The sequence below is a fragment of the Methanosarcina sediminis genome (genome assembly GCF_052056915.1).
In the GTDB taxonomy this organism is placed as follows: Archaea; Halobacteriota; Methanosarcinia; order Methanosarcinales; family Methanosarcinaceae; genus MTP4.
In genome coordinates, this window is sequence record NZ_CP195119.1 from 1,256,266 (window position 1) to 1,269,070 (window position 12,805).

Genomic DNA, 12,805 nt, shown 5'->3' on the forward strand with positions numbered 1-12,805 from the left:
CTGGCCGGGAAATTAATCAGAATGCAGCTTACAATCGACTGGCACATAAATTTCAGGGCAAATTTCCACGTCCTGTCTTTCTTTCATCCTGCCTTCCCACCTCCCCAATTTTCTGACTTCCTGCTTTTGGCAGTTAGGGATGGGAACTTCCTGCCGATGAAGTTTTATCCCTTTATTGAAACCGGAATCCTTTTTTAGTCCCCGGGTATTCTTTTTGAGTGTTCAAATGCAATTCATAGAGTTATTGGAACACCCTTTTAAGTCACCTGGGCACTATGAAAAATCATTAGACTACCTTTTTAAGTCATCCGGAGACCTTTAAAAGTCGCCCTGCGAACCTTTTAAGTCACCCCGGTGCCCTGGAAAGTTATTTTGAAAACCTTATAAGTTATCCCAGTACCCTACACAGTCATGCCCCTATTCACCCCAGTACTGGGATAACTTAAAAGGTCACCGGAGCACCTTTAAAAATTATTATGCCATTCTTCTCGGCCACACAGCTTCCTTTAATGATGGATTTCCAACCCAAAATGGTGCTGTGCTTGAATTCAATCTTCAGATTTAATTTTTGTAAAAGCCTCCGGTTTCGTCGCCGGTGAGAGGGCAAGTGAGAGGGCAAGTGAGAGGGCAAGTGAGAGGGCAAGTGAGAGGGCAAGTGAGAGGGCAAGTGAGAGGGCAAGTGAGAGCCTGGGCCACCAAGCTACCCCTGGCCGAGCGCAAGGGCAAGTGAAAGGGCAGGCACCTGGTGAACAGATCAAAACAGATCAAAAAAGGTTTGCGGAGGATTTACCAGTATACAAGGTAGTTGAACAGGGCTTCGACTTCCTCTTCGCATTCCTCAAAAAAGCTGTAATCTTTAATCAGGTAGCCGTTTGCAGGGAGGTCTTCCAGGCAGCCGTACCAGTAGACGACCATGCCTTCTCCAAAAATTTCGAAATAGTCCCTGAACTGTTTCTTGGAATAGTGTTTGTGTTCGAACTCGTCCCCGAAAAGGGCTTTGCTCTCAATCCAGTTTACGTTCAGGCCTTCAATGCAAAGGGGCTGTTTCAACACAAAATCGGGGGTCTTGCCGTCGCCCTGTTCCCTGAGTTCGTTTTCCGTGAGATAGGAAAGCTCCCTGTGGTCAAGCCATTTACGGATAATGTCTTCTCCCATTTCCCCTTTCTGTCCCTGGAGGGCATGGGCACGGGGGGAAAAGAAGTAATCGGCTTCCAGGGCTTTTTTCACTTCTTTTCTCAGGCGGCGTTTCTCGATGTCGTCGGGGCATTTAAATAGGCAGTTTGTAGCCTTTCTTGAAAAACCGCATTTTTTCATGATGAGAGACGCCATAAGAGTCGGAGGAAAGTGGAAATTCTTTGCAAGTTCAAGAATCGGATGCCCATATTTCCATTTTGTAAAAAGTTCATCTTCCCTGGAATAGATCTTCCTGTGCCTGAACCTTGTCATTTTCACAACCTTCTGGTTGAGAATTGTGGCAAGTACACCTACAGGTTCGACGTATTCTTCCGAGAGAGAGAAGACGTCCTCAAAATCATGCAGTAAGTTGTAAATTTTATGGTATGTATGGCTGTCCATCCTCAATCATCGTACCCTCTTTAAGGGGCAAGCGCCCCTTACAGCATTTTCCGGTACAGTATAGTATCTGCTTCCAAAAGTCAGGTTTTAAAGCTCCTTATGGGAGTTCCCAACATCAGGAGGATTTAATATCAAACAGTTTTGAAATCAAAGATCAGGAGCTTCTAATATCAGCTCCAGCGACATCAGCTCCAGAATTCCTCTTCGTAGTTATCCGGGAGATCGAGGTCCATAACTTTGTCAAGTTTCTCGCGCTTCTCCTTGAGATCTGCGGACTTACCCAGCTTGTCTCCTCTACCCGGAGAAAACTCGCAGGGCTCTTCAGAGCCGTCGCAGGCTTCAATGATAGTTGCGTTCCTGTTCCTGGAAATGACCCTTTCCTGCAACTTCGGTTTGGGAGGCAAACTTTCCGTTTCCCTGGCCTTTTTCACTTCCAGGGCCCTTTCGGCTTCTTCTGCCTGTTCCCTTTTCAAGCGGGATTCAAGCCTTAGTGAAGCTCTTTCGGCTTCATGGGGATCGGGATCAAACCTTTCAGCCGGGCTCAGGTTTTCCGGATTACTTTCCTGATGCCGTCCGCCAGGTTTTCCAGCAGATCCCTCTTTGAAAGCTGTTCCCGCGGACTCCCTGACGGGTTTATCCTCCGTCCCCCAGACAGGTTCTTCGGGCCTAGCTTGTGAGGGAACCGTGTGTGAGGGGACCCAGTCTCCTTTTTCGGAGCGGGTTAACCGGCTGGCCAGGGCAGGCGACTGCTTCTTGTTTAGCTTTTGAAAAGTCTCTTCGGCATAGGTGTCCTTCTTACGACCGGCCCTTCCGGAGCTTACTTTGCTGGTCGAGCTGTATCCGATCAGGCAAATGGGATCATTTGTTCGCCATTCCACACAGAAAAGGTGGCATTCTTTTCCTTTGCATTTTTGGGAACTGTCAAGAGGGCAGACGTCTGGAAGTGTCATAGTACTGGTAATGTGCAGAATATAAAAAATACTTAACGGTAATAAAATTTGAATTGAAGCTCAGAGCTTTTGCAGAGCTTCTGCAATAAGGGGTGCTACACTCACCCTGCTCTCGGCTTTTTCCAGGGTATCGCTGGCGATGATGTCCTTTACCCCGGCATTGAAAAGCCTGACTGCGGCATTTCTTGCAAGGACCGGATGCACGCAGGCCAGGTAGACATCGGCTGCGCCCTGCCCCCTGAGCATGCGGATAGACTCGGCCATGGTCCCACCGGTTGCGATCATGTCATCGACAAGGACAATGTGCCTGCCGGCAACTTCCACATTCTTTGTCTTGATTTCAACGGTATCCCCGCTGAGCCTGGTTTTCTGGAGGAAGTCACAGGCAAAACCAAGATCCCCTGCTACATTGTTCACGAGGTTCCCGGCTCCGGCGTCGGGGGCGACCAGGAGGGGTTCTTCAAGGCCCAGGCCCGCAATGTATTTCCCGAGAAGCTTTGCTGCGTCCAGGTCTTCGGCGGGGCAGGGGAAGTACTCGAGAACGCTCTCTTCGTGGATGTTGACGGTAAAGACCCTGTCGGCATTGATGCAGCGGGCCACCGCCCTGGCACTGATCGGCTCTCCGGACTTGAACTTCTTGTCCTGCCTGGCGTAGCCCATGTAGGGGACCACCACATTTATTTCGGCTGCCCCTTCACAGGCGTCGATAAGCTGGAGCAGGGCCACAAGGTCCGAATCCGTAGGGGTGCTCTGGATCAGGGTTACTTTTTCATTTTCGGTTTCATCGGCGATTCGAAGGTACAGTTCCCCGTCAGGGAAGCGGTTAAACTCGCAGAGAACCGGTTCTTTTCCTAAAGCCCGGGCTGTGCGGCTTGCAAGTAACTGTGATGCTGGTCCACCTATGATCTTCAAGTTAGATACCTCAGTTTTCCGACTTGATATATCCCATCCTTTAAAAAGCTTCTTTTAGCGGACCGCAGGCTGTTCCGCCTGTCTCAGCCTTTGACCTTCTCGAGCACCCTTATGTTCCGGATAGCTGTATGGGGATAGTTCCCGCTGGCATCCTTTTCTGCCGATTTTACCATGTCCCAGATAGTAAGCAGGGCCGCCGAAACCCCTGCAAGGGCTTCCATTTCCACCCCTGTCTTTCCCACGGACCTGACTTCCACAACAGCCTCAATCGTTTCTTCCCCTATCTCGAAATCAACATCTATACTCGTAATCGGAATCTGATGGCACATGGGGATAGTGTCGGGCGTCCTTTTTACCGCGAACACGGCGGCGACCCTGGCCGTCGCAAGGACGTTTCCCTTCTCAACAGTGCCCGAACTTATCTTTTTGAGAGTTCCTTCGGAAAGCATGATTTCCCCTGCTGCCTTAGCTCTCCTGCCAATATCGGGCTTTTCACTGATGTCCACCATTCTTGCTTTGCCAGCTTCGATATGCGTAAAAGTTTTTTCCAAAAAATCACCACGTTTTTCTTCTTCATCTACTTCTTCTACTTCTTCTACTTCTTCTACTTCTTCTACTTCTTCTACTTCATCTACTTCATCTACTTCATCTACTTCTTCTACTTCATCTACTTCATCTACTTCTTCTACTTCTTCTACTTCTTCTACTTCTTCTACTTCTTCTACTTCTTCTACTTCTTCTACTTCTTCTACTTCTTCTTCTTTGTATTTACCTTCCTGGCTTATTCAGTCAATCCGCACCTGCTTGCGCCTGGAATAGTCGTCAAGTGCTTTCTTGAGTTCTTCCGCCAGGTCCCCCGCTTCCTCAAGTGTGAGCTTTATGATTTCTTCATCTTCCCCGTGATACACCGCGATTCTTACCCTGTTCCGTTCGATCTCAACTTCGATTTTTCGGTCGCTTTCCTGAACCATACTCCGTTACCTCCCCATAATATTTATTCAAAAACCTTTCTCCAAGTAACTTTTCATAAGAATTTATTCCCATATGGATTTTTTCCATGGAACCTCTTTCCATGGAACTTAATCCCTGTATTTGTTTATCCCCTCTCCACCTCTTTAATCATTTCGGGGATTTTTTCGAGCACGTCCGTCGCAAGCAGTCCGTTTCCAAAAGTTTCAAACGCCAGGTCCCCGGCTGCTCCGTTGATGTACGCCGCACAGGCAGCAGCTATAAATGGAGGATTCAGGGCAAAGAGGGTTCCTGCAACCCCTGAAAGAACGTCTCCCGTCCCTCCTACGGTCATCCCGGCGTTTCCTGTCCTATTCAGGAGGGTATGCTTTCCGTCCGAAATGATATCAACGGCTCCTTTAAGAAGGGTTATGACCCCGGTTTCTTCCGAAAATTCCCTTACGGCTTTCTTGCGGGGCTCCGGATCAGCCGGGGTTTCCCTGCCCCGCAAACGGGAAAATTCCCCTGCATGCGGAGTGATGATAAGTTCGCAGTTTCCGGCAAGGGTTTCGAAGAGAGGGGAAGAAAGGGCTGAGAGAGCATCGGCGTCAAGGACAGCCTTCCTGCAGAAGGGCAGGACCTTCCGGACCGCTTCAAGGGTTTTAGGGGCTCTGCCCAGGCCCGGCCCAAGCACAACAACGTCATTTGTGTTCAGCAGGTCCGTAAGGAGGGGCAGGTCTTCGGGACAGAGGACACTTGAGGACAATTTACGGACAATCAAGTTGGGAGAATAAGCCGCAACTGTTTCTGCAACCGGTCCCGGGACAGCAACGGTCACGAGGTCCGCCCCTGTCCGAAGGGCTGCAAGGGCTGCAAGGGCCGGGGCTCCTGAATACGGGCCTCCCCCGATAACAAGAATTTTTCCGGAATCCCCCTTATGCCCTCCGGCCTTTCGTCTGCGGAGCATCTGCAGGTTCCCGGGCCCAACATAACTTTCGGCATCCGCACAAACCCCTATTCCCACAACCCTGACCGTGCCAGTATATTCTTTTACCCCTTCCCCCAGGAGCCCGTTTTTCATGCGGTGGAAACTTACGGTAAGGTCGGCACGGACCGACTTTTCAAAACATTCGCCGTCCGGGTCAAGCCCTGAAGGGATATCCACCGAGACCACGGTTTTCCCGGCTTTTCCGGCTTCGTTAATAAGGTCAATAGCTGTGGATTCGGGATCCCGGACCTTTCCGTTGATCCCTGTCCCGAAAACAGCGTCAACCAGGAGGTCTGCTTCGGAAAACCAGCCGCAGGTTTCAAGCTGTCTGGAATCCCTTATCTCAAGGACCTCCACCCGGCTGAACTTAAGCAGGGAATGGTTACGTGCGGCTTCTTCGGTCCCGATTTCCGCAGCTTTCCCGAGCAGGATTACCCTGACCCTGTAAGCGGAAAAGCCTGCCAGTTGCCTGGCTGCCACAAAGGCATCTCCCCCGTTATTCCCCCTGCCCGCCACAAAGAGCACCGTCCCGGTCTCAAGCTTCTCTTTTACACAGCGGGAAACTCCTGCACCCGCATTTTCCATTAGCTGTAGCGGGAGCAGACCCAGATCTGCGCAGTTTCGATCGATTGCCCTCATCCATGAAGAACTTATACTTTTCATGTTAAACGCCGCTAGTTTTTTCTGGTGATTCTCACCGATATGTTTTAGAAATGCTTGAATCAGATTTCAACCCTGGCTGAAAACGCAGCTTGTGAAACTTTCATTCAGGGTTCGGAATGAAGTCCATATTTATATTTATGGAAAGAAAATATTTTTTGTATCATTAACTATATACGGTACATTTCAATATAACATGTTATACTAGAAAGAAATGCGAAGTTAATTGCAGAGAAAAGTAATTGCAGAGAAAAGTAATTGCAAAGAACATAGGCTTGAGCATAGTAATAATCGGCACCTAATGGCTTTTTAGACCTTCATTTGTGTCGGCCCCGGGAAAGGTTCCCGGACCTTATAGCGGTTCCCGGAAGTCCGGGATTGCCAGCAAGGTACTGCTCTGATAGCTGGAAACGTAACGGTAAAATAGTATACAATTGTACATTTTGCTATATGTTCATTCTCCTTTGGAAGTGTCCAGATGCACATGAGACAGGGAGGCACTGTTTTTGTCTAGTTTTTCAAAAGATTCGGATAATAGCCTGAAAAGTACTGTTAAACCCAGATATTTGATCCTTGGCAGCGGAAGTATTGGTTTTGCGCTTGCAAAAGAACTCAGGGAAATTAACAAGGCAGTAATCATCGTAGATAAGGATGAAGCAAAGGTTGAGACCCTCCGGGAAGAGGGCTATGAGGCAATCGTAGGAGACATTGCAGACCCTGAACTCCCGAAACAGATCGATCTAAGGAACATTGTTGCAATCCTTTTCCTAAGTTCCGACAGCGAGGTAAACAAAAAAGGGATCGAAAATTTCAAAGACCTTGTTAGCCCTGACGTCCACCTCTTTTCCCGGGCTTCCGACATAATCAAGAAAGAAGAAATGGGGTTGATAGGGGCTGATTTTGTATTCATGCCCTCGAGGGTCGTTGCAAGTTCCCTCTCCCGGTCCCTGGAAAGGACCGAGTCTGCCCACAGGGGCAACAGGCTGGCCCAGTGGCTGGAAGGAACAAAAGGCAAAAAACTTGCTATCGTCATCCACGACAACCCTGACCCGGACGCGATCTCCAGCGGGCTTGCCCTGAAGGAAATTTCAAAAAACCTGGGGGTTGAGGCAAACATCCTCTATCACGGGAAGATCGGGCACCAGGAAAACAAGGCTTTCGTAAACCTTCTGGGAATCGACCTGAGCAAGATGGAAGAACACGACCCTGAAAACTTTGACAAAATGGCCCTGATCGACTGTGCCATCCCGGGGGTAAACAACATGCTGCCTCCCAACTCTTACGTTGGGATCGTAATCGACCACCACCCTCCGGGAGATGCCGAAATCAAGGCGGAATATATCGACATCCGCCCGAACTTCGGGGCCACGGCCACCATCATGACAAAGTACCTGCAGCAGCTCAACATCAATATTTCAAAGACCCTGGCAACCGCCCTCCTCTACGGGATCAGGACCGATACCCAGGACTTCAAACGAAAAACCGACCCTGCAGACCTCTCGGCCGCATCTTACCTCTATCCCCTTGCCGACCACGAGATCCTGGAACAGCTTGAGCGCCCTTCTATGGCCATCGAGACCCTGGACGTGCTCGGGGAAGCAATCCGGAACCGGCAGGTCATAGGGAGTTATCTCCTTTCGAATGTAGGGAATATCAGGGACAGGGACACCCTCCCCCAGGCTGCGGACTATCTCATGAGCCTTGAAGGAATCTCCACGACAGTGGTCTTCGGGGTTACAGAAGAGAGGATATTCATCTCAGGCCGCAGCAACGATATAAGGATCAACCTTGGTGAAATAATGCGCCAGGCCTTCGGGGAAGATGCCGGAGGACATGCAACAGCCGCAGGTGCCCAGATCCCTCTCGGCGTTTTCAGTGCCACAAAGGACAGGCAGACCCTGCTCCGGCTTGTCAACGAGGCGGTGGTCAAGAAGTTCCTTAACGCCGTAGGAGTGGAAGAGGCAGGAGAGTAAATAAGGTTGAAGGCTTTTTGAAAATTGATACTTTTTAAGAATTTTTCCGGATGAAAAAGTTCTCAAACCCTTTTTCATCCCGAAGATCATTTTTATATTCCTTATTCTCTCGAAGGTTCCAGTCCCTCCAGAAGATTCCGGATCTCTTTGAAGGTTCCAGCTTCTCCCGAAAGTTTCAGATCTACTCGAAAGTTTCAGATCTACTCGAAAGTTCCGGATTTTTATCAGAACTCTTCAGGAAAACTCAATTTCGATTCTGTTGCCGTTGAGCACATCACTTTCTTTGACCTGGATTCCTGTTCTGGTGGAATTTTCCCCCGCGGTCAGGGTATAACCTGAGGTAGTTGCTGCTGTCACTCCTCCGTCTCCTGCTGCGACTTCATTTCCTTTCCCTGCTTCGTTTCCGTTTCCGGTGTTTTCGGTTGGGTAAGGCACGGCAATTTCAAAGAAGCCGTTTTCATCTGCAGTTGCAGTGTTGTAGTAGAGGAAGCTCCTGCCGGTGTTTGAACTGAGTTCGAGTTCTGCTTTTACGGTCTGGTTAGGGGCAAAAGTGCCTGACAGCTTTGCTCCCGGCACGTACTCGAATACTTTTACTGTATTTCCATCTCCGGCTTTATTCCCACCAGCTGTGCCTCTCACACTTTCGTGAACAAGCCGGAGGTTTCCGAGGGATGCGCCGTCAAGCTGGTGCAGTTTGTACAGTTCCGTGGCTTTAAGTTCTTCTTTTATAGTGGCAGTTGTCTGATATCCGGTTCCACTTTTTACCTTCATGATCTCGTAATAATCCTCAACATTCTTTCCTGCAAGTTCGGCTATGTACCTGAATTTCCCCTCTATCATTTTTGAATCCGTAATTACGTATTTTACATTTCGTCTGTCCAGAACTGAATTTGCCTGCTCTTCTGACCCGGAAGTGAAAAAGAAAGCAGAGTCCTCCACCCCTGTCTGGAAATTGTTAGAGACTGCAGGTCTTTTGCCCAGGTATACGATCCAGTTTCCGTAGTCCCACCAGCTGAGGACCCCATATTCAGGGGTTTCGGAAGGTTCCGTGTAATGAGAAGTGGATGGCGTGGAAGTTTCGAGCCACTGCAAGGAGTCCTGCCAGTTCTCGTCAATCAGGACAGCTTGCTTTGAAAACCCGGCAACTATTCCTATGCAGGGCACAAATATGATCCCGATAAGGACCAGAGCAGAGACAAGTTTGAAATAATCCGGTTTTGAGGCTGCGAGCCGGGATTTTGATTTCCTTGCTGCTTTTGCCTTTTTTTTCGTTTCTGCCTTAGAGTTCTCTTTTGCCTTTCCTTTTGCCTTTGTTCTTGCCTTCGATTTTTTCCCGGTTTCCGGATTCGGTTCAGGCAGGTTTCCGGTTTTTATCCCTGTCCTGAAGAGTTTTTTTACTTCATTTTCAACATCCAGGGATTCAAACAATACCATCAAAAGATATGCGGTAAGGATGGCAACGTTCACGGAGAATAGATAGGAAAAACGCCTCTGGGAAATGGCAAGGTATGCTGCAAACCCGGTCCAGAACAGGAAAAATACCCTTTCGGGCAGGAATTTTTCACCTCTCCACTCCAGGCCAAGCAGGAAAATAGCTGCAAGTGCGACCGGAAAGCCTAGCCCGAAGTTTCCTATCACCGCTGCGAGGGTGAACTTCCCATTAGTGGTAAAAAATAAGGGGCCTGCCTCGGAAATGGAACTCAGGATTCCTCCTTTTCCCGAGAAGTACTTTAGCCCTTCGATTACAAAGCCGTAGGACTCACCTGAAAAGCTACGGAGGATAAAAAGCCCTGCACCAAAGGCAAACAAAATAAGGGCCGGATAGTACCACCAGTCCAGTTTCCTGCTGGATATATATGCGGAAAAAGCTCCGAGAAGCAGGACTCCCGCGAGCAGGGCAAGGACATAGCAGACCTGGAACCAGGAAAGGAACATCGCACTCAACTCAAGTCCGGGCCGCGCGACTCCTATGCAAAGAGGGGCTGAGAGCAGGAGCACCGTAAGAAGGTTTGAGGCGGAACATATTACCAGGTAATCAGACCTTCTGCCTGCTTTCAGGTCAAGCACGGACTGCAAAAAAAAGTAAAGGCCAATGAACCCCATGAACATGGGTGCCCCGATCCAGGTATACACAAGGAGGGCAAAACAGGCTCCGCTGCAGACTGAAAAAACTACGGGCAATGCAATTTTTCTCTCCGATGGCAGTTTTTTGAGGGCTGCAAATGAGAGCCCGGCATCTCTGGCAGCTTTCAGGGCAAGTATGAAAAAAGCAAAAGCCGCCGTTGAGAGGAGTACCTCTGCCACGTGGTGGTCAACCATCCCGAACTGGGAAGTATACACATGCACCGGGATAACGGCAAAAACAGCAGCACTGAAAACCCCTGTTTTCCTGTTAAACAGAGCCGATGCAGCCGCATAGACAGGAATAACCGTTAGGGCTCCCAGCAGCACCGGTAAAAGAGCCCCTGCCAGCTCTATCGTGTGGGTATCGGGATTTCCTGCCCCCAGAACCAGAGCAAGGCCTGCCCCCAGCAGGTCGTAGAGAGGCGGCCAGCCGATCTCAAAACCGGAAGGATAGTTAAGGTAAGAGTCAAAGCGGATGTACTCAGGGAAGTTAGAGGCAGTATAAAGGATGCGCCGCATGTGGTAAAACGCATCAAAGCCTACAGGAGTGATGCGGCCGTTAGCGGTGACCGCGGTGTAGGAGAGCATCCGCATGAGGAAAGCGGCTGAGATAATCGCAATTAAGGAGATTATTCCGAGTTTGGAATTGTGACCGGATTGCTTCGACTCTGGAGACCTCATGATTTTATTCGTAATTATCAACTCTGTTGAATTTGTATTCTCTTTCGTATTTGTATTATTTGTGCCGGGGTTTTCGGTGGCATTTTAACAAATAAAGTGATTTTTGATTGTGGTCTTGTTATTGCTTATATATAAAAAATTTTTCCGTTGTTTTAAAGACGGCTTCGATATATGGGCCTTATGATATTCATGTGGGGTCATATATAGGAGTACATGTAAATTATTCGCTATTGAAATAAGTTCCTGAGTCTGTTAGGAGATGTATCGGAAAGTTTCATAGAATATGATTACATATACTTTGATGTGTGCAGTGTATTTAGACATTCTTTTCAAAATAGTTATAAACATTGAACTTAGTCAACTACCCCTGAGCTAAAGACTCAGAGGCTTGTCTAACAAGCCCTGGTTGACCAGATCCCCGATTCGGAGCTTAGGAAAATCGGGAAACGATAGGAACGAATTTCATAGTTACCCTGGAATGCCGCCTCAGTTTCAGGCTCTAAGGATGCCGGTTAAACAGTCCTGGGAGGTAGGGACAGTGCTTGCACCATACAAACCGTTCCATATCTGATCGAGAGGAAGCCGGAAACCGGGATTGTCTCTGTTGCAGTTACACTGCAACACTTCCACTTCACAAAGTGGAAGTCCACAATTCCGGATACGCATAACCCTATTCAATAGGAGCAATTACAAATGTTTGTATTTGTACTTAGCAAAGACGGAACCCCGCTCATGCCCACAAAACCGGCAAAAGCGAGGATCTTGCTAAAAAAAGGAAAGGCAAAAGTGGTCCGAACCACGCCCTTCACAATCAAGTTACTTTTCGAGAGCAGTAACTACACTCAACCCGTAACTGCCGGGATGGATACGGGATCGAAAAACGTAGGATGCGCCGCTATCGCTTCCGGAAAAGTGTTGTATCAGTCCGAAATCTCCCTGAGAGAAAACGTTTCGAAAAAGATGGAGCAGCGGAAAATGTATCGGAGAACCCGGAGAAGCCGGAAGACAAGGTACAGGCCAGCAAGGTTTAATAACCGGGGAAATTCGAGGAGAGAAGGAAGGTTAGCTCCTTCCATCAAAAGCAAACTTGATTCTCATTTCAGGGAAAAACGGTTTGTGGAAGCCCTGCTCCCTGTAACGAAGTGGAAGGTCGAACTTGCTTCCTTTGATATTCACAAGCTCAAAAACCCGGAAGTTTCCGGGACAGGGTATCAGGAAGGGGACCTTAAAGGCTTCTACAATGTCAAGGCTTATGTCCTGCACAGGGACGGCTACACCTGCCAGCATTGCAGGGGAAAGTCAAAGGATTTCCGGCTACATTGCCATCACATCGTTTTCAGGTCAAAAAAGGGAACAGATACCCCGGAAAACCTTATTGTGCTTTGTGATACCTGTCACACTGCCCTGCATTCCGGGGAATTTGAGCTTTCTGGGAGAAGGTCAAACACGAAACATGCCACAGAAGTTGGCATTATCAAGTCCCGGATCAAGAAATCCGGCTGGAGCTTTGAGGAAGTTTTCGGCTACGAAACAAAATTCCGGAGAGAACAGGTTTTGGGACTCGAAAAAACGCATTACTTTGATGCGCTTGCTATCTGTTGTGGGGACAAACAAACCGTAGAACCGGATGATACGGTCTACTTCAAAAAACATGTTCCTGCGGGGGATTATCAGCAACGGAGAGGGAAGAGATCAGAGAAGAAAATACCTACCGGGAAACTTTTCGGGCTTAGGAAATTCGATCTTGTAAAAACGGAAAAGGGAATCGGGTGCGTCTGGGGAAAACGGTCATCCGGGTATTTTTCACTCTTTGATATATTTGGAAACAAAATTTCCGATAGTGTTAATATTAAGAAAAACTGTAAACGATTGAGGGCTAGGACAACTACGCTAATTCAAAGAACGAAACTTCGGGAAATTTATGCCTTCCTCCCCTTGGCTAAAGACCCGGGGGTTTCCTGCTGAGGTCTTATGAAATGTTGAAAAATATGAAA

General features: G+C 48.5%; 10 protein-coding genes. 2 read left to right on the forward strand and 8 right to left on the reverse strand.

Annotated features, from left to right (window positions below; translation table 11 throughout):
* Positions 1-548: 548 nt before the first annotated feature.
* The 7 genes from ACSAZK_RS05230 to ACSAZK_RS05260 form a co-directional block, all read right to left on the reverse strand.
* The gene (locus tag ACSAZK_RS05230; protein ID WP_440956333.1) at positions 549-758 is read right to left on the reverse strand and encodes a hypothetical protein; all 210 of its coding nucleotides are present in this window, start codon (positions 756-758) and stop codon (positions 549-551) included.
* Between the two features lie 28 nt (positions 759-786).
* Positions 787-1,575 carry a C15orf41 family protein gene (locus ACSAZK_RS05235; protein WP_440957109.1) on the reverse strand — a complete coding sequence of 263 codons (789 nt, stop codon included), beginning with the start codon at positions 1,573-1,575 and terminating at the stop codon, positions 787-789.
* Positions 1,576-1,760: 185 nt separating this feature from the next.
* The gene (locus ACSAZK_RS05240; protein ID WP_440956334.1) at positions 1,761-2,525 is read right to left on the reverse strand and encodes a hypothetical protein; all 765 of its coding nucleotides are present in this window, start codon (positions 2,523-2,525) and stop codon (positions 1,761-1,763) included.
* A 60-nt stretch (positions 2,526-2,585) separates the two neighbouring features.
* A complete protein-coding gene (locus ACSAZK_RS05245) occupies positions 2,586-3,437 on the reverse strand; it encodes a ribose-phosphate diphosphokinase (RefSeq protein WP_440956335.1) in 852 nt (283 codons plus the stop codon).
* Positions 3,438-3,520: 83 nt separating this feature from the next.
* Positions 3,521-3,988 (reverse strand): cyclic pyranopterin monophosphate synthase MoaC, encoded by a 468-nt coding sequence (moaC, locus tag ACSAZK_RS05250; protein ID WP_440956336.1) that lies wholly within the window; start codon positions 3,986-3,988, stop codon positions 3,521-3,523.
* Between the two features lie 234 nt (positions 3,989-4,222).
* Entirely contained in the window at positions 4,223-4,408 is a 186-nt protein-coding gene (locus ACSAZK_RS05255) for a hypothetical protein (protein WP_440956337.1), read from the reverse strand.
* A gap of 125 nt (positions 4,409-4,533) precedes the next feature.
* Positions 4,534-6,036 carry an NAD(P)H-hydrate dehydratase gene (locus tag ACSAZK_RS05260; RefSeq protein WP_440956338.1) on the reverse strand — a complete coding sequence of 501 codons (1,503 nt, stop codon included), beginning with the start codon at positions 6,034-6,036 and terminating at the stop codon, positions 4,534-4,536.
* Between the two features lie 503 nt (positions 6,037-6,539).
* Here ACSAZK_RS05260 and ACSAZK_RS05265 point away from each other — a divergent pair.
* Entirely contained in the window at positions 6,540-8,006 is a 1,467-nt protein-coding gene (locus tag ACSAZK_RS05265) for a DHH family phosphoesterase (protein WP_440956339.1), read from the forward strand.
* 234 nt (positions 8,007-8,240) lie between these two features.
* On the opposite strand, the gene ACSAZK_RS05270 is transcribed toward ACSAZK_RS05265, so the two are convergent.
* Positions 8,241-10,811 carry an oligosaccharyl transferase, archaeosortase A system-associated gene (locus ACSAZK_RS05270; RefSeq protein ID WP_440956340.1) on the reverse strand — a complete coding sequence of 857 codons (2,571 nt, stop codon included), beginning with the start codon at positions 10,809-10,811 and terminating at the stop codon, positions 8,241-8,243.
* A 693-nt stretch (positions 10,812-11,504) separates the two neighbouring features.
* Here ACSAZK_RS05270 and iscB point away from each other — a divergent pair.
* Positions 11,505-12,776 (forward strand): RNA-guided endonuclease IscB, encoded by a 1,272-nt coding sequence (gene iscB, locus ACSAZK_RS05275; RefSeq protein WP_440956341.1) that lies wholly within the window; start codon positions 11,505-11,507, stop codon positions 12,774-12,776.
* The last annotated feature ends 29 nt before the right edge of the window (positions 12,777-12,805 follow it).